The organism is Streptomyces sp. S186 (assembly GCF_051603415.1).
In the GTDB taxonomy this organism is placed as follows: Bacteria; Actinomycetota; Actinomycetes; order Streptomycetales; family Streptomycetaceae; genus Streptomyces.
Genome location: NZ_CP193932.1, coordinates 6,670,136 through 6,687,284, shown reverse-complemented (window position 1 = coordinate 6,687,284; position 17,149 = coordinate 6,670,136). Strand labels below are relative to the sequence as shown.

General features: G+C 71.6%; 16 protein-coding genes and 1 tRNA gene. 6 read left to right on the top strand and 11 right to left on the bottom strand.

Going from position 1 to position 17,149, the window contains the following annotated elements; all coding sequences use genetic code 11:
• Positions 1-204: 204 nt before the first annotated feature.
• Both ACRAS8_RS28860 and ACRAS8_RS28855 read left to right on the top strand, forming a co-directional pair.
• Positions 205-573 carry a hypothetical protein gene (locus ACRAS8_RS28860; RefSeq protein ID WP_438488918.1) on the top strand — a complete coding sequence of 123 codons (369 nt, stop codon included), beginning with the start codon at positions 205-207 and terminating at the stop codon, positions 571-573.
• Positions 574-616: 43 nt separating this feature from the next.
• Positions 617-1,027: a hypothetical protein gene (locus tag ACRAS8_RS28855; RefSeq protein WP_438490626.1), complete on the top strand. Its 411-nt coding sequence runs from the start codon at positions 617-619 to the stop codon at positions 1,025-1,027.
• Between the two features lie 58 nt (positions 1,028-1,085).
• Here the strand turns inward: ACRAS8_RS28855 and ACRAS8_RS28850 are convergent, their stop codons facing one another.
• Together ACRAS8_RS28850 and ACRAS8_RS28845 are read right to left on the bottom strand one after the other, a co-directional pair.
• Positions 1,086-1,574, bottom strand: a complete 489-nt coding sequence (locus tag ACRAS8_RS28850; RefSeq protein ID WP_438488917.1) for a GNAT family N-acetyltransferase — start codon at positions 1,572-1,574, stop codon at positions 1,086-1,088.
• A gap of 212 nt (positions 1,575-1,786) precedes the next feature.
• Complete coding sequence (locus ACRAS8_RS28845) at positions 1,787-2,953, bottom strand: glycerophosphodiester phosphodiesterase (protein WP_438488916.1); 1,167 nt, start codon at positions 2,951-2,953, stop codon at positions 1,787-1,789.
• Positions 2,954-3,269: 316 nt separating this feature from the next.
• On the opposite strand from ACRAS8_RS28845, the gene ACRAS8_RS28840 reads away from it, so the two are divergent.
• Positions 3,270-3,938: a lysophospholipid acyltransferase family protein gene (locus ACRAS8_RS28840; RefSeq protein ID WP_438488915.1), complete on the top strand. Its 669-nt coding sequence runs from the start codon at positions 3,270-3,272 to the stop codon at positions 3,936-3,938.
• A gap of 88 nt (positions 3,939-4,026) precedes the next feature.
• Here ACRAS8_RS28840 and ACRAS8_RS28835 read toward each other — a convergent pair whose 3' ends face one another.
• The 5 genes from ACRAS8_RS28835 to ACRAS8_RS28815 form a co-directional block, all read right to left on the bottom strand.
• Positions 4,027-5,997 (bottom strand): bifunctional metallophosphatase/5'-nucleotidase, encoded by a 1,971-nt coding sequence (locus ACRAS8_RS28835; RefSeq protein ID WP_438488914.1) that lies wholly within the window; start codon positions 5,995-5,997, stop codon positions 4,027-4,029.
• Between the two features lie 233 nt (positions 5,998-6,230).
• Positions 6,231-7,856, bottom strand: coding sequence for an MFS transporter (locus ACRAS8_RS28830; RefSeq protein ID WP_438488913.1), 1,626 nt, complete (start codon positions 7,854-7,856; stop codon positions 6,231-6,233).
• Entirely contained in the window at positions 7,853-8,404 is a 552-nt protein-coding gene (locus ACRAS8_RS28825) for a TetR/AcrR family transcriptional regulator (protein WP_438488912.1), read from the bottom strand. The genes ACRAS8_RS28830 and ACRAS8_RS28825 overlap by 4 nt, the downstream gene beginning before the upstream one ends.
• A gap of 120 nt (positions 8,405-8,524) precedes the next feature.
• A complete protein-coding gene (gene argH, locus ACRAS8_RS28820; protein ID WP_438488911.1) occupies positions 8,525-9,955 on the bottom strand; it encodes an argininosuccinate lyase in 1,431 nt (476 codons plus the stop codon).
• 76 nt (positions 9,956-10,031) lie between these two features.
• Positions 10,032-11,234, bottom strand: coding sequence for an argininosuccinate synthase (locus tag ACRAS8_RS28815; RefSeq protein WP_438488910.1), 1,203 nt, complete (start codon positions 11,232-11,234; stop codon positions 10,032-10,034).
• A 392-nt stretch (positions 11,235-11,626) separates the two neighbouring features.
• Between ACRAS8_RS28815 and ACRAS8_RS28810 the strand changes: the two genes are divergently transcribed.
• From ACRAS8_RS28810 to ACRAS8_RS28800, 3 genes are all read left to right on the top strand, one after another.
• Positions 11,627-11,700 (top strand) — tRNA-Pro (locus ACRAS8_RS28810).
• Positions 11,701-12,140: 440 nt separating this feature from the next.
• A complete protein-coding gene (locus tag ACRAS8_RS28805; protein ID WP_438488909.1) occupies positions 12,141-12,455 on the top strand; it encodes a hypothetical protein in 315 nt (104 codons plus the stop codon).
• Positions 12,456-12,594: 139 nt separating this feature from the next.
• Complete coding sequence (locus ACRAS8_RS28800) at positions 12,595-12,987, top strand: hypothetical protein (protein ID WP_438488908.1); 393 nt, start codon at positions 12,595-12,597, stop codon at positions 12,985-12,987.
• Positions 12,988-13,018: 31 nt separating this feature from the next.
• Here ACRAS8_RS28800 and pstS read toward each other — a convergent pair whose 3' ends face one another.
• The 4 genes from pstS to argB form a co-directional block, all read right to left on the bottom strand.
• Positions 13,019-14,167, bottom strand: a complete 1,149-nt coding sequence (gene pstS / locus ACRAS8_RS28795) for a phosphate ABC transporter substrate-binding protein PstS (RefSeq protein ID WP_438488907.1) — start codon at positions 14,165-14,167, stop codon at positions 13,019-13,021.
• 185 nt (positions 14,168-14,352) lie between these two features.
• The gene (locus tag ACRAS8_RS28790) at positions 14,353-14,910 is read right to left on the bottom strand and encodes an arginine repressor (protein ID WP_438488906.1); all 558 of its coding nucleotides are present in this window, start codon (positions 14,908-14,910) and stop codon (positions 14,353-14,355) included.
• Between the two features lie 19 nt (positions 14,911-14,929).
• Positions 14,930-16,186, bottom strand: coding sequence for an acetylornithine transaminase (locus ACRAS8_RS28785; protein ID WP_438488905.1), 1,257 nt, complete (start codon positions 16,184-16,186; stop codon positions 14,930-14,932).
• Positions 16,183-17,148 carry an acetylglutamate kinase gene (gene argB / locus ACRAS8_RS28780; RefSeq protein ID WP_438488904.1) on the bottom strand — a complete coding sequence of 322 codons (966 nt, stop codon included), beginning with the start codon at positions 17,146-17,148 and terminating at the stop codon, positions 16,183-16,185. Before argB ends, ACRAS8_RS28785 begins: the two co-directional genes overlap by 4 nt.
• Position 17,149: the final 1 nt, after the last annotated feature.

The window sequence follows — 17,149 nt, the reverse complement described above, 5'->3', positions numbered from 1 at the left end:
ATCTCGGCCGGGCGGGCGTGGCCTGCGCCGATGCCGCCGGCGGGGCGCGGGCGCGGCGGCCGGTGGGGCGGTCCGGTGCGGGGCGGCTGTGGCCAACACCACGGCCGCCGGGCCGGTCGCCGCGCCCGGCCCGGCGCCGATTAGCATCGGGCCCATGCCCCACAACCCCACGGCGCGCGGCCGCCGCCCCGCCCGGAGGCCGCGGTGATCGACGCGCTGACGCTCGCGGTCGGCGTGACCGCTCTCGCGCTGGCCGCCTGGTGCGGCTTCGCCGCGTACCGCAACGAGCCCACCAAGGACTGGCACTTCATCGGCATGGCCGTGGTGTCCCTGCTGGCCGTGGTCCAACTGGCCGTCGCGTTCGTGCAGTTGGCACGCGGGCAGTCCCCGGACAAGGGGACCGCGCTGTTCCTGGCGTATCTGCTCGGGGCGGCCGCGTGCGTCCCGGCGACCGGGTTCATGTCGCTCTCCGAGCGGACCCGGTGGGGTTCGGCCACCGTCGCCGCGGGCTCCGTGGTGCTGGCCGTTCTGGAAGTACGGCTCTTCGACATCTGGGGAGGCGGCAGTGCCTGAGGCTGCCCCGAAGACCGCGGCGGCCGGTGCCGCCGAGGAGACCATCGGCCGGGATCCGGCCACGAGGCTGGGCGCGGGCCCGGGGCGGCTGCTGGTCACCGTCTACGGCGTGTTCACCGTGGCCGCCGCGTCCCGCTCGCTCTACCAGCTGATCGCCCAGTTCGACCGGGCCCCGCTGGCGTACCTGCTGTCGGCGGTCTCCGCGCTGGTCTACGGCTTCATCACGGTCTCGCTGGTGCGCGGCGGCGAGGGGGCCCGCCGGGCCGCCGTGGTCTGCTGTGCGCTGGAGCTGCTCGGGGTGATCGGCATCGGCGCCTGGACGGTGGTGGACCCGGCGGCGTTCGCGGACTCCACGGTCTGGTCGTACTTCGGCATGGAGTACCTCTTCATCCCGATCGCCCTGCCGGTCACCGGCCTGCTGTGGCTGCGCCGTAACCGCACGGCGGCGGCGTAGCGCACGGCACGGCGGGAGATCCGGGCCCGCCTGCGCTCCGGGCCCGGTCCGGCCGGCCTCACGAGGCGGGGCTCAGCTCCTTCTCCAGCGTGACCAGGTTGAGCCGGCGGGTCAGTTGCTCGGTGCCGACCGGGGCGTAGCCGTGGCTGCGGTAGAGCCGGAGGTTGCCCTCGCTGCGGTCGCCGGTGAAGAGGCGGTAGCGGGTGGCGGAGCGCTCCTCGGCCAGCCGCTGCTCGACGGCGGCCAGCAGCCGCCCGCCGAGTCCGTGCCGCTGGAGCCGGGGGTGCACGATCAGCTTGCCGATCTTCGCCGTGCCGTCGGCGTCGACCGTGCCGCGCACCGAGCCGACGACCTCCTGGCCGAGTCTGGCCACCATGACGCAGCCCTCGGCGAGTTCGGCGCGCAGCGAGTCCAGGGTCTGGGTCAGCGGCTCGATGCCGTAGTCGTCGTAGAGCGCGGCCTCGGTCTGGTAGCAGAGGTACTGGAGTTTGAGGATCTGCTCGGCCTCGTCGTCGGTCGCCGTCGAGATGGTCACGCTCGTGCCCATGCCTGTCCGCCTCCCCATTCGGTTCACTGTGCGCTGCGGTGCGCTGTCCGCTTCCGGACTCCCCGGTATACGGCAGCGGCAATCTCCGCCGGGTGCATTCTGCGGGGGCATAGGGGACAAGCGGAACGGACCGGCGCCAAGCTCCCCTGTGACATTCCCAACTCAGATGAGTACGGGGGCGGGTGGCCGGGCGCCGGTCCGCAGGCGCGGCGTCAGTGCCGGCGGAACTCCTGGGCGGCCAGCACCGCGGTGTCCGGGTTGTCGGAGAACAGTCCGTCGATGCCGGTGGCGAAGAGCGCCTTGAAGTACGCGAGCGAATTGCCGTAGTCGCCCGGGTTCTTGCCGACCTGGAAGTCCAGCGGCAGGAAGCTGTTCTCGTTCCGCACCGTATACGGGTGGACGACCAGACCGGCGGCGTGCGCGTCGCGGACCAGGGTGGTGGGCTTACCGAGCTTGCCCTTGTCGTCCTGCGCGATGATCTGCGGCAGCCAGGGGCCGATGCCCTGGGCGAAGCCGGAGATCCACTTCAGCCCCTCGGGCTTGAGCAGGTCGGCGGTGGTGCGCGGGTCGCCGGCCTCGACGAAGTCCGCGGGCCGGACGGACGGCTCGTCGAGCAGGACCACCTTCGGGCACTTCACACCCAGTTCACCGAGCCGCTTGAGGCTGCTGGGCTCGAAGGACTGCAGGAAGTTCGGGGCGTGCGCGGTGTGCCGGCCGTACCGGCGCAGCAGCTTGGCGAGCCGCTCCTCCAGGCCCAGGCCCAGCTTGCGGAAGTAGGTGGGGTGCTTGGTCTCGATGTGCAGCCAGACCGGGCGGCCGCGCTCGCGCCCCTTCTTCTCGGCCCACTGCAGGGCCTCTTCGAAGGTGAGGACCGGCCAGACGCCGTTGTAGAGGGTGTTGTGCTGGCGCACGTCCGGTATGCGCTCCTTGGCGCGCAGCGTCTTGATCTCGGCGAGCGTGAAGTCCTCGGTGAACCAGCCGGTGATCTTCTTGCCGTCGATGGTCTTGGTCGTCCGGCGGCCGGCGAACTCCGGGTGCTGCGCTACGTCGGTGGTGCCGCTGATGTCGGGCTCGTGGCGCAGGATCAGGTGCCCGTCCTTGGTGGGGACGAGGTCACCGGCCTCGATGACGTCCGCGCCCATCGCGAGGGCCAGTTCGTAGGAGCCCAGGGTGTGTTCGGGACGGTAGCCGCTGGCGCCCCGGTGGCCGACGACCAGCGGGACCGGCAGCTGCTCCGGCCGCCCGGCGGGTGCCGGCCGGTTCGTCCGGCCCGCCGGGGCGGCCGCCTGGGCCCCGCCCGCGCCGGCCAGTACCGCCGCTCCGCCCAGGGCCGCGGCTCCCAGTACCGTCCGCCGTCCCGGCTCGTGCCGCTTCTCCATGCCCGCGCTCCTCGCTCTGTGTCGTGTGCCCCGGTCGGCCCGGTGATGTTCCGGGCGTTCCGGGACTTTCCGGTGTATCAAGGTGTCCCGCGAGGCGTGTGCGCACCTCTCCCGGGACGGCACTGATCGTAAGCACGGACGGGTGATGTCGGCGAGACGTGCAGGGAGACCGCGCGGAACATGGAAGTAACGCATGTCAACTCTGCGTATCGGCCCGGTGAACCCGATGTGCGCGCCGCAGTGACCCGCGAGTATGGTCCTGGGCTGCGGAGCGCTGCGCCGCCATGAACCTGACCATCACGACCCGGAGGGCCTGTTGTCCCGCATTGTGCTGAAGGCGATCCTCGGACTTCTGATGCGCGTCCTGTTCCGCCCGAAGGTCGAGGGCGTCGAGCGGATTCCGGAGACCGGCCCGGTCATCATGGCCGGCAACCACGTCACGTTCATCGACTCGATCTTCCTGAGCCTGGTGGTCAGGCGCCCGGTGTTCTTCATCGGCAAGGACGAGTACGTCACCGGCAAGGGGATCAAGGGCCGGCTGATGGCCTGGTTCTTCACCACCGCCGGGATGATCCCGGTGGACCGCGACGGCGGGCACGGCGGCGTGGCGGCGCTGATGACCGGCCGGCGGATCCTGGACGAGGGCCACGCCTTCGGCATCTACCCGGAGGGCACCCGCTCCCCCGACGGCCGCCTGTACCGCGGCCGGACCGGCGTCGCCCGCCTCGCGCTGATGACCGGCGCCCCGGTCGTCCCCTTCGCCATGATCGGCACGGACAAGGTGCAGCCCGGCGGCAAGGGCCGCCCGCATCTCGCCCCGGTGACCGTGCGGTTCGGTGCCCCGCTGGACTTCTCGCGGTACGAGGGCATGGACCGGGACCGCTACGTCCTGCGGGCGGTCACCGACGAGGTGATGAGCGACGTCATGGAGCTGTCCGGCCAGGAGTACGTGGACGTCTACGCCACCAAGGCCCGCGCCGCCTGAGCCTCCCCGCGCATGACGAGGGCCCCGTCCGCAGCCGGACGGGGCCCTCGTTCGGTCGCGGCCCTGCGGTGCGGGCGCTACCGGGCGGTCAGCAGGGCACCTGGAAGCCGCCGGGTGCGCGCTGGCCCTCGGCGTCGCCGGTCAGCGCGGTGCGCAGGGCGACCTCCGGGCGCGGCACCAGGGTCGCATCGAGCCGGAGGAGCTGCTGGTGCTCGGCGACGGAGCCGACGCGGGCGCCGGGGAGGTGGCCGTTGCGGGCCGTGACGCGGTCGAGTTCGGACGGGGAGAGCCGCCGTCTGGTGCGGATGTAGGCGATGAAGCTCTCGAAGTCGCGGGTGTGCCGGACGGGTTCGGTGAAGCCGGTGAAGGCGCTGAACCCGTCCTGGTTGATGAGGGTGTACGAGGGCGCGGCGAGGCGGTAGCGGCGGGAGACGTCGAGCGGCCGGCCGTCGATGAGGATCTCGTCGGGGTCGATGCGGTGCCCGGCCGGGCCGGAGGCGTCGAAGGTGTAGCGGACGTTGCCGGAGACGGCCAGCGGGGAGAAGGAGATGCCGCCGCCGGCGGTGGGGGCCCACTGCTGTTCCAGGGCGTCGTGGATCTGCCGGCCGGTGACCGTGACGGTCATGATCGGGTCGCCGTAGCCGACCGCGCTCCACGCCTGTCCGAAGGTGACCGCGCCGTCTGACGCTTCGTCACGTACCAGGTCGCCGGCGATGATCGCGGCGCCGACCCGCGGGGCCAGCGCGATGACGGCGAGTTCGGCGGGGACGTTGCGGTGCCCGCCGGGGTCGTCCATCGGGCCGTGCGGCCGGCCGCCCGCCCACAGCGCCCAGTCGGCGACGAGGTTGCCCATGGTGGACTCCCCCAGCGCGTTGCGGCGCCGGGTGAAGGAGGCGGTCTGGGTGCCGATGCGGGTGCGGGCGCGGCGGGCGCCGTAGCCGGCCCAGTAGTCGGCGATCGACTTCAGCTCCGGATCGGGCGTCACGTCACGGGTGTTGGGGTGGTTGACGGAGGTGGTCAGGGCGCGGACGACCTTGCCGGTGGACGGGTCCAGCCGCAGGTTGATCTCGTTGATGATCTGGCCGTAGCAGCCGGCCTCGACGAACGGGCGGGGCCGGCCCTTGGGGTCGGGCAGCATCATGGTGAAGGCGCAGTGCCAGTGGCCGGTGACGATGGCGTCGATGTCGGGCGTGACGCGCAGCGCCAGTTCGTAGGCCGGTCCTGAGGGGTTGCTGCCGCTCTGGAAGTCGCCGCCGGCTACCGCACCGTCGTGCATGCTGAGGACGATCGCGTTGACACCCCGTCTCTTGAGGGCGGCCGCACAGCGGTTGGCGGTCTCCAGTTCGTCCAGGGTGCGCAGTCCGGGCTGGTAGGAGCCCGGGAAGGACTCGGTGCCGATGGCGGTCAGATGGATGAAGCCGAGCGGCAGCCGGCGGCCGTGACCGGCGTCCACGTGCACGATGTTGTAGGGCGGCAGCAGCCGCCGGCCGGTGTCGTGCCAGACCATGTTGGCGCTGTAGTAGGGGAAGTTCGCGCCGCGGAAGCGGTGGCCGGTGGAGTCGGTGAAGGAGTCGTCCCGGCCGGCCTCCGGGAACGGCCGGCCGCGTTCCATGTGCTCGCGCAGGAAGACCGCCGACTTGTCGAACTCGTGGTTGCCGGCCGACGCGAAGTCCAGGCCCAGCGCGTTGAGGGCCTCGATGGTCGGCTCGTCGGCGAAGGCGGCGGCGTCGAACTCCCAGCCGGAGAAGAGGTCGCCGGGGGCGAAGAAGAAGGAGTTGCGCCGTCCGGCGCGCAGCCGCTCCAGGTGGGCGGCCATGTAGGCGACGCCGCCGACGGTGTAGCGCTTGCCGCCGGCGCCGGTGATGACGGAGTTGGCGCCGGGGGCGCCCTGCAGATAACCGTGCAGATCGGTGATGTTGAGCAGCTGGACGTCGACGTACTCGTCGGCCGTTGCGGCGTCGCGGGCGTGGCCGGTGGCGTAGGCGTTGCTGCCGATCGCGCTGGCGGTGGCCATCGCCCCCGCGGCGGTTACGAAGGACCGTCGTCCGATGTCGCGCACTCGTCACTCTCCTGAGCGGGTCCGACCGTTGGGGGGACGACGGGAGAGTCAAACGAGCCGCGCGGGACAACCGGCCACCACGACGCGTACCGGGCATGAACGGCAGGGGACGGTCGCCCCCAGGGGCGTGTCCTGTGGATCATGGCCGGTGCGCGCGGTCGCGATCCACGGGACACGCCTGGGCGGGGGCAGGGTGCGGGACGGTGTCCCTCGTTCGTGTGCCGGGTGGGCCCTTACGGGTGCCCGGGCCGGAGCGGCGGGGCGGTCTCGGCGTCCGCCGCGGGCCGCGGCGGCGCGCTGTCGGCCAGCTCCTGGCCGCGCAGCAGGAACCACGCGGCCACCGCGGCGCCCAGCAGCACCACCGCGCCCACTCCGGCCGCGGTGTCCACGCCGCTGACGAAGGAGTCCTGAGCGGCCTTCAGCAGGGCGGCGCTCTGCTCGGCGGGGAGGCGGGCGGCGGTGTCCACGGCGCCGCCCAGCGAGGCGCGGGCGGCGTCGGCGGCGGGTCCGGGCACGCCCGCGGGGGTGGCGAAGCCCTGGTAGATGCTGGTGACGATGGAGCCCAGCAGGGCGATGCCGAGCGCGGCGCCGAGTTCGTAGGCGGTCTCGGAGACCGCGGAGGCGGCGCCGGCCTCCTCCTTGGGCACGCTGGAGAGGATGACGTCGGCGGTGACCGTGAAGGCGAAGCCGGCGCCGATGCCCACGACGAAGAGGATGCTGCACAGCGCGAGGGTGCCGGTGTCGCCGTGCAGGATCGTGCAGCCGGCGAGCGAGAGGCCGACCACCGCGAGGCCGCCGGCCACCACCAGCCGCACCGACAGCCGCCGGGCGACCCAGCCGGCGGCCAGGCCGGCGCCCACCGCGCCCACCGCGGCCGGGAGTTCGACCAGGCCGGCGTTGAACGGCGAGCGCATCTGCACCATCTGGAGGAACTGCGAGAGGAAGAAGACCAGTCCGGACAGCCCGAGGATGGTCAGCAGATCGGCCAGGACCGCGCCGGAGAAGCCCCGGTGCTGGAAGAGCTTCATGTTCAGCAGCGGCGAGTCGAGGGTGAGCTGGCGGCGGACGAACAGCAGCAGGGCGAGCGCGCCGATCACGGCGGCCGGGCCGATGTCCCAGCGGAAGCCGTGCACCGCCGCCTCCTTGACGGCGTAGACGACGCCGACGATGCCCACCAGCGAGAGCAGGACGCTGGGGACGTCCCACGGGCCGGGGTCCGGATTGCGGGACTCCGGGATCACCTTGGCGCCGACGACGACCAGCAGCGCCATCACCGGAAGGTTGATCAGGAAGACCGAGCCCCACCAGAAGTGGCCGAGCAGGAAGCCGCCGAGGACCGGCCCGACCGCCGTACCGGCCGAGGCCATGGCGCCCCAGATGCCGATCGCCAGGCTGCGTTCCCTGGGGTCGTGGAAGAGGTTGCGGATCAGTGCGAGCGTGGACGGCATCAGCGTCGCACCGGCCACGCCCTGCAGGGCCCGGGCGGCGATCATCATCTCCGGGGTGCCGGCGTAGGCCGCGAGCACCGACAGCGCGCCGAACGCCACCGAACCGATGAGCAGCAGCTTCTTCCGGCCGATCCGGTCGCCGAGGCTGCCCATGGAGACCAGCAGGCCGGCGATGACGAAGGAGTAGACATCGCCGATCCACAGCAACTGGGTGCCGGACGGCTTCAGATCCTCGCTCAGGAACGGGGTGGCGAGCCCGAGGACGGTGGCGTCGACGCCGACCAGCAGGACCGCCAGGACGAGGACCGAGAGCGCCAGCCAGCGGCCCGGCCGGGGCTGTTCGTCCACATGGGCCGAACCGGCCCGCGCCGCGGCCGGACCGGCCTGCCCGGTGGCTATGGGATCGCTCATTTCTCCATGCTCCGTCGGATGCCGCCGAGCAGCAGCTCGGCGATCGAGTGGTCGAGGTCGCCGCGCGCGAGGCGGCCCTCGTGCACCGCCCAGGCGCCGGCGCCCAGGAGGCCGTAGAACGCCTCGGTCAGCCAGGCCGTGCCGAGGTCGACCCGGAAGTCCCCGTCCTCCTGCCCACGGCGGAACAGCGCGGCGAGCCGGGCGTCGAGCCGGGCCCAGCCGGCGTTGACCGGGCCGCTCTCGAAGAGCTGGTTCTCGGTGAAGAGGAAGGCCAGCACGCCGGCGACCGGCTGGGCCTCGCGGACCAGCCGGCGCAGCGCCCCGGCGGCGTCCCCCTCGTCGAGCCGGGCGGCGTCCATGGCCCGGGCGAACCGCTCGATGCCGTGCTCCTCCAGGGCTCTGATCAGCGCGTCTCGGCCGGCGAAGTGCCGGTGCAGGGTCGCCCGGCTGATGCCCGCGGCGCGGGCGATCTCGTCCATCGGCGTCGTCGCGCGGCGCGAGAGCAGCGCGGCTGCTTCGGCGAGTACGCGTTCTCGATCCACGGCCATGAGACACAGAGTACCCGAATGAGACATGAATGTCTCACTCTTTTCGGCGAAAGACGGAGGCGAAAGGCAAAAACAAGGGCGGCCCCCGGGTCGGGGACCGCCCTCACTGGCCGCTTGCCGTCACTTCTTCGCCGCGGCCCACTCCTGCTGCCGCACCAGGTCCGCCCGCAGCTCGGCGAGCTGCACCGCCACCGCCGACGGCGCGGTACCGCCGCGGCCGTCGCGCGCGGCGAGCGCGCCGGGGACGTCGAGGACGCCGCGGACCTCGGGCGTCAGATGCGGGGAGATCCTGGCGAACTGCTCGTCGGTGAGCTCGTCCAGCTCGATGCCGTGCGCCTCGCACTCCTTGACGCACGCGCCGGCCACCTCGTGCGCCACCCGGAACGGCACGCCCTGCTTGACCAGCCACTCGGCGATGTCGGTGGCGAGCGAGAAACCGGCCGGCGCCAGCTCCGCCATCCGCGCGCGGTTGACGGTCAGGGTGGCCATCATCCCGGTGAACGCCGGGAGCAGCACCTCCAGTTGGTCGCAGGAGTCGAAGACCGGCTCCTTGTCCTCCTGGAGGTCGCGGTTGTACGCGAGCGGCAGCGCCTTCAGCGTCGCCAGCAGCCCCGTCAGATTGCCGATCAGACGCCCGGACTTGCCCCGCGCCAGTTCGGCGATGTCCGGGTTCTTCTTCTGCGGCATGATCGACGAGCCGGTGGAGAAGGCGTCGTGCAGGGTCACGAAGGAGAACTCCTTGGTGTTCCAGACGATCACCTCCTCGGCGATCCGGGAGAGGTCGACGCCGATCATCGCGGTGATGAAGGCGAACTCCGCGACGAAGTCCCGCGCGGCCGTGCCGTCGATGGAGTTGCCCGCCGAGCCGCGCTCGAAGCCGAGGTCCGCGGCGACCGCCTCCGGGTCCAGGCCGAGGCTGCTGCCGGCCAGCGCACCGGACCCGTACGGCGAGACCGCGGTCCGCTCGTCCCACTGCCGCAGCCGCTCCGCGTCCCGGGACAGCGCCTGGACGTGGGCGAGCACGTGGTGGGCGAAGAGCACCGGCTGGGCGTGCTGGAGGTGGGTGCGGCCCGGCATGGCGACGTCCGGGTGCGCCTCGGCGAGACCGATCAGCGCCTCTTCGAGGTCGGCGAGCAGCCCGCCGATGATCCGGGCGTGGTCGCGCAGATACATCCGGAACAGCGTGGCGACCTGGTCGTTACGGGACCGGCCGGCCCGCAGCTTGCCGCCGAGGTCCGGGCCGAGCCGCTCCAGCAGCCCGCGCTCCAGGGCGGTGTGCACGTCCTCGTCGGCGACGGTGCCCACGAACTCGCCGGCGGCTACGTCGACTTCGAGCCGGTCCAGCCCGTCGAGCATCCGCGCCAGCTCGTCCTCGGTGAGCAGGCCCGCCTTGTGGAGCACGCGGGCGTGGGCGCGCGAGCCGGCGATGTCGTACGGGGCCAGGCGCCAGTCGAAGTGCACCGAGGCCGACAGCTTCGCCAGGGCCTCGGCCGGGCCGTCCGCGAACCGTCCGCCCCAGAGCCGGACGTCACCGGTGTTGCCGTTGCTCACTTGTGCTGCTCCTTGGTGGAGGGAGTGGTGGCCGGCTGCCCGCCGGCGGGGTTGGGGTGTACTACACCAGGTCGCGTCAGGCTCCGCCGGCCAGGCGGCGCCGCGCGGCGATCCTGCTCGACATGCCGAAGAGCTCGATGAAGCCCTTGGAGAACGACTGGTCGAACGTGTCGCCGGTGTCGTAGGTGGCGAGGCCGAAGTCGTACAGCGACTGCTCGGAGCGCCGGCCGGTGACCACCGCGCGGCCGCCGTGCAGCGTCATCCGGATGTCGCCGGAGACGGCCGCGTTGGCCTCCTCGACGAAGCCGTCCAGGGCCCGCTTGAGCGGCGAGAACCACAGGCCGTCGTAGACCAGTTCGCCCCAGCGCTGCTCGACCTGCCGCTTGTAGCGGGCCAGTTCACGCTCGACGGTGACGTTCTCCAGCTCCTGGTGCGCGGTGATCAGGGCGAGCGCGCCCGGCGCCTCGTACACCTCGCGGGACTTGATGCCGACCAGCCGGTCCTCGACCATGTCGATCCGGCCGACGCCCTGTGCCCCGGCCCGCTCGTTGAGCTGCTGGACGGCCTCCAGGACGGTGACCGGCCTGCCGTCGAGGGCGACCGGCGCGCCCGCCTCGAAGGTGATGACGACCTCGTCGGGCTCCCGTGGGACGGCGGGGTCCTGGGTGTACTCGTAGACGTCCTCGACCGGCGCGTTCCAGATGTCCTCCAGGAAGCCGGTCTCCACGGCCCGCCCGAAGACGTTCTGGTCGATGGAGTACGGCGACTTCCTGGTGGTCGCGATCGGGAGGTCCTTCGCCTCGCAGAAGGCGATGGCCTTGTCCCGGGTCATCGCGTAGTCGCGGACGGGGGCGATGCACGTCAGGCCGGGGGCGAGGGAGGCGATACCGGCCTCGAACCGAACCTGGTCGTTCCCCTTGCCGGTGCATCCGTGGGCGACCGTGGTCGCGCCGTGCTTCGCGGCCGCGGCGACCAGGTGCTTGACGATGACCGGCCGGGACAGCGCAGAGACCAGCGGGTACCGGTCCATGTAGAGGGCGTTGGCCTTGATCGCCGGAAGGCAGTACTGCTCGGCGAACTCGTCCTTGGCGTCGGCGACCTCGGCCTCCACGGCACCGCAGGCGAGCGCGCGCTTGCGGATGACGTCCAGGTCCTCGCCGCCCTGGCCGACGTCCACGGCGACGGCGATGACCTCCGCACCCGTCTCCTCGGCTATCCAGCCGATGCAGACGGAGGTGTCAAGGCCGCCCGAGTAGGCGAGTACGACACGCTCGGTCATGAGTCTCTCCTTACGATGCATACACTGCTCGGTATAAGTATGCATTCCCCCGTATGCTTCGTCAACGAGCACGGAAAGCCCAGGCCGGCACCCTGCCGTCAGCACGGAGACCCGTCCCGGAATGCCACCCACCCCTCCCCCGTCAGCTCCAGCGAGCCGTCCGCCCCTCCGGCGGGCCGCACACCCGCCGCACCTCGATGGCGCGCGACGCGTGCACCTTCGTCGCTTTCTGCACCTTTGTCGCCATATTTCATCCCGAAACACGGTCATCGCGGGCCCGCCGGGAGGCTCGGCAGCGCCCGGGAAGGGGCCCGCTTTGGATTCAGCGGCCGGGACAGGGTATTTTTCTGTCTGCACGCCCCGACCGGGACTCTCCGGTCGGAACGCGGCACCGGGACGTGGCGCAGCTTGGTAGCGCACTTGACTGGGGGTCAAGGGGTCGCAGGTTCAAATCCTGTCGTCCCGACGGTGCAGCAAGGGCTCAGGCCCAGCTCAGAGGCCCTGTCTCCATCACTGGAGGCAGGGCCTCTGCCGTACTGCCGTACCTGCATCCGCATCGCGTCACCGTTTGTCACAGACGCAGACAGAAGGCTCGTTGTCCCTGGCTCCTGCCGGTGCCAGACTGAGAACGGACTCCGCGCCAACCAGCAAGCCCAGAGGGGTCACTGCGATGACCCGGCACAGCTCCCTGACCCCGTCAAGCGGTCTGGATGCACCTCGACTGACGCTCCTCTGCCCGGCGATCTGCCCGGGTACGCGTTTCATCCCAAGGAATTCGCCGAGCTCACGGATACGGGTACCGAATACCTGAATCTTTACAAAGCCTGGTTCGAACTCCCGAAATCGCGACAACACAAGGCCGGGACCTGGCCCAGACGGCCATATGTTGAGCTGGAGGGAAATCCCATGACTGTTCAGAAAGCCAGTGGCAGCGTAACTTTTCTGCGCGTGAATGACTCCGAAGGATGGGGCCCGCCGAATGACCACATCGACGTGGACGTCATCGTCAGGCTGGACAGCGAACCAAACCGAGCCTTCGGCTTCCCGTTGCGGGGCGATCCCACGGGAGAGCCTGGCGGGCCCGGCAACCTCCCGGCGCGGCAGGCGATGTTCTGGCTGCTGACATTGGCCAGGGCGGACGGTATACGCGTAAACATCGACTACGACGATCAGCCGCCCAAGACCAACAGCATCATGTTCCGCGTCGAAATGCTGCCATGAACTCATGAACCTCGCTGTCGTCGAGCGATGCGCGAACGACACTCTTCCGGCGGATACGCCTGACCGCCGGTGCTGCCGCATGATGAGGCCGACATCCTCCATATCCCGGAGGCGACGGTAAAAGTAAGGACGTGGTGGCATGAGTGTCGAGGACAGGGCTGCCGAGAGCGCGACGGACGCCGCTAAATTCAATGCCGATGTGAAACTCACGGTCGAGTCGGACCCCAGCAGGACTCAGTTCGTCAACATGACCATCGACTCCGTTCCCGGCGGCGCCGACCAGTTGGACGGCACCTGGCGCGGGGCATCCGTCTTCGTCCCGTCCACCGGGGGCAGCTTTCATTGGGATGGCAGACCGGGACAGGACGTCGCCTTCCTCCTCGACGGCGCGACCGGCAACGTGACCGTCAGTCTGCTCGGCTTCGTCGGGGCCACGGGCAAGCTGCCCGGCAGGGGCGCCACGGGCCACGGCGAGGTACTCGACCCGGTCACCAAGCAGTTCCTCGACGCGATCGTCTGGAAGATCACCTGACCGACGCTCCCGTGGCGGGCGCCGGCGAGCTTCACGGCAGGGCGGCGATCTCGGTGCGGACCTTGTCCACGACGGCGGCCGGGAGCGTCGCGTACCCCTGGAAGCTCAGGTTCTCCTGGCCCTTCCGGCTCGCCATGTACGTCAGGAACGCCTTGGTGGCGGGCCAGGTCTCCGGCTTGTTGCCCTTGTCGCAGACGATCTCGTAGGTGACCACGTCGATCGGGTAGGCACCGGGGACCTTGGTGTCGTAGGCGAGCCGGAGCGTGACGTCATGGCCGGTGTTGACGGTCCTGGCGCCGGCGATGGCGTGCGACGCCGAGGTCACGTTGGGGTCGGCGGGGGTCGGCGCGCCGGTGTCGACGGAGATCGTGCGCAGCATCCGGTCGACCGCGTAGGGGAGCTCGACATAGCCGAGGGCGCCGGTGGTCCGCTGCACCTGGGCGGCGAGGTCCGCGGAGCCCTTGGCCGCGTCGCCGCCCTTCGCCGGCCACTCCTTGGCGTGCGGATACGGCCAGGCGCTCTGGCCGGCGGCGGCGAGATACGCCGTGAAGTTGTCCGTCGTGCCGGAGGAGTCGGAGCGGTGGAAGGTCCGGATGGGGGTCGGGGGCAGGTTGGTGCCCTTGTTGAGCCCGGTGATCGCCGGGTCGTTCCAGCGGGTGATCCGGCCGTCGAAGATCTTGGCGAGGGTGGGGCCGTCGAGGACCAGCCGGTCGATGCCGGGGAGGTGGAAGGCGAGGGCGATCGGGCCGCCGACGAGCGGCAGGTGGATGGCGCGGCCGCCGTCCGAGCAGACCTTCTTCGACCGGGTCACCTGGTCGTCGTCGAGCGGGGAGTCCGAGCCCGCGAAGGCAGTGCGGCCGCTCAGGAAGTCGTCCTGGCCGGCGCCCGAGCCGTTGCCGTCGTAGGTGATCCTGGTGCCGGGGCAGGCTTTTGTGTACGTCGTGATCCAGTACTTCATCGCGTACTGCTGGGCCGTCGAGCCGGAGGCGTGCAGGGTGGCCGCCTTGCCGCAGGCGATCCCGGCCGCGCCGGTGGCCGACGCGCTCTGGGAGGGGGCGGACGGGCTGTGTGAGGGGCCCGCCCCGCCGCCCGAACCGCAGGCCGTGAGGACGAGGGCGCCGCACACCGCCGCCGCCCCGAGAGTGCTGGTGCGCGGTCCGGCCTTCCGCTGAGGCTTCACTGTCCCGTGCTCCTTCCTGCGGACCGGCCCCGGCCGACGCAGTCGAGGGTGCGGAGGCCGCGCTTCCGCGGCGTCCGCCCGTACGGCGGCGGCTCGCGCGGCGGCGAGCACGGGGTCCGCGACCGGACCCTCGGTCACTATATGCAGCTATGCACGCACGGGGTGTGACGGCTGTGGCGGGTGGGTTACGGGGCCCCGCGGCCCTCCTTCTCGGCCAGCCGCAGCAGGTGGTCCGCGAGCTCCTGTCCGCCGGACGGAGCGCGGCTGATGAGGAGGAGGGTGTCGTCGCCGGCGATGGTGCCGAGGATGTCGTGCAGCTCCGCCTGGTCGATGGCGGAGGCCAGGAACTGGGCGGCGCCCGGTGGGGTGCGCAGGACGACGAGATTGGCGGACGCCTCGGCGGAGATGAGGAGTTCGCCGGCGAGGCGGCGCATCCGCTCCTCCTTGGCGGACTCCCCGAGCGGGGCGCGCGGCTTGCGGTCGCCGCCCTCGCTCGGTACCGCGTAGATCAGCTCGCCGCCGGTGTTGCGGATCTTCACCGCGCCCAGCTCGTCCAGGTCGCGGGAGAGCGTCGCCTGGGTGACGGAGAGGCCGTCGTCGGCGAGCAGCTTGGCGAGCTGGCTCTGGGAGCGGACCGGCTGCCGGTTGAGGATGTCCACGATCCGGCGGTGGCGGGCGGTGCGGGTCTGCGGTACGGCCGGGCCGCTGTTGTGCGGCGAGTCGTTGTCCTGCGGCTCGGTCATCGTTGCGTCAGTCTCCGGATCATCGTTCCCCGTCGGCCGATTCCTCGGCCCTCGTAAGGACCCCGGGGAGCTTCTGGAGGAAGGTCTCCACCTGTTCGTCGGAGACGATCAGGGGCGGGGCGAGCCGGATGACGTCCGGCGCGACCGCGTTGACCAGAAGGCCCGCGTCCTGGGCCGCCTGCTGTACCTGTGGCGCGAGGGGCCCGGTCAAGACGATACCGAGGAGCAGGCCGGCGCCGCGGACCTGGCCGACCAACGGGTGCTCCAGGGCCGCGATTCCGGCCCGCAGCCGCGCGCCGGCCCGCCGGACGTGGTCGAGGAGGCCGTCCGCCTCGATGGTGTCCAGGACGGCGAGGGCGCCGGCGCAGACGACCGGGTTGCCGCTGAACGTCGAGCCGTGCGAGCCGGGGGTGAGCAGGTCGGCGGCCGGGCCGAAGGCGAGGGTGGCGCCGATGGGGAGGCCGCCGCCGAGGCCCTTGGCGAGGGTGACGATGTCGGCGTCGACGCCCTGGGCCGCGGAGTGCAGCCAGTGCCCGGTGCGGCCGATGCCGGTCTGGATCTCGTCGACGACCAGCAGGGTGCCGGTGGCGGCGGTGATCTCCCGGGCCGCCTTGAGGTAGCCGGGCGGCGGGACGATCACGCCGTTCTCGCCCTGGACGGGCTCCAGGATGACGAAGGCGGTGTCGGTGGTGACGGCGGCCCGGAGGGCGTCCGCGTCGCCGTACGGGACGTGCTCGACGTCGCCGGGCAGCGGGCGGAACGGGTCCTGCTTGGCGGGCTGGCCGGTGAGGGCCAGGGCGCCCATGGTGCGGCCGTGGAAGCCGCCGGCGGCGGAGACGACATGGGTACGGCCGGTCAGCCGGCCGATCTTGAAGGCGGCCTCGTTGGCCTCGGCGCCGGAGTTGGAGAAGTAGACCCGGCCGGGCCGCCCGGCGAGCGCGAGCAGGCGCTCGGCGAGGGCCACGGTCGGCTCGCTGGAGAAGAAGTTCGACACATGGCCGAGGGTGGCGACCTGGTCGGAGACCGCGCGGACCACCGCGGGGTGGGCGTGGCCCAGCGCGTTGACCGCGATCCCGCCGAGGAAGTCGAGGTAGGCGTTGCCGTCGGCGTCCCAGACGGTGACGCCCTCGCCGCGGACGAGCGGGAGGCGGGGGGTGCCGAAGTTGTGCATCAGGGCGCCCTGCCAGCGCCGGGTCAGTGCCTCGTTGGTGACCGGGCCGTGGCCGTTCGCCGTGCCCTGGGTGGCCGGGGTGTCCGCCGCCGTGCCGGTGCTCATGCCGTCCCCTCCGCGGTGTGGTGTCCGTGGTCGCCGTGCGGGTCGGTGGGCTGCGCCGGGACCGGGTCCGGGTCCGGGACCACCATCGTGCCGATGCCCTCGTCGGTGAAGATCTCCAGCAGGATCGAGTGCTGGACCCGCCCGTCGATGACCCGGGCGTTGCGCACGCCGTTGCGGACGGCGTGCAGACAGCCCCGCATCTTCGGGACCATGCCGCTGGCCAGGTCGGGCAGCAGCTTCTCCAGTTGGCTCGCGGTGAGCCGGGAGATCACCTCGTCGCTGTTCGGCCAGTCCTCGTAGAGGCCCTCGACGTCGGTGAGCACCATCAGGGTCTCCGCGCCGAGTGCGGCCGCCAGGGCCGCGGCGGCGGTGTCGGCGTTGACGTTGAAGACGCCGGAGGTGTCGCCGTCGTCGCTGCTGCGGGCCACCGACGAGATCACCGGGATCCGGCCGTCGTCGAGCAGCGCCTGCACCGCGCCGGGGTCGATGGCGGTGATCTCGCCGACCCGGCCGAGGTCGACCCGTTCGCCGTCGACGTCCGCGTAGTGCTTGGTGGCGGACATCAGCCGGGCGTCCTCGCCGGTCATGCCGACGGCCAGCGGGCCGTGCTCGTTGAGCAGGCCGACCAGCTCGCGCTGGACCTGGCCGGCCAGCACCATCCGGACGACGTTCATCGCCTCGGGTGAGGTGACCCGCAGGCCGCTCCTGAACTCCGAGTCCAGGCCCAGGAGTTCGAGCTGAGCGCTGATCTGCGGGCCGCCGCCGTGGACCACGACCGGGCGCAGTCCGGCGTGCCGCAGGAAGACCACGTCCTGGGCGAAGGCGCGCTTGAGCTCGTCGTCCACCATCGCGTTGCCGCCGAACTTGATCACCACCGTCTTGCCGTGGTGCCGGGTCAGCCAGGGCAGCGCCTCGATGAGGGTGCGGGCCTTGGGGAGCGCGGTGTGCTTGCGGGCGGTCATG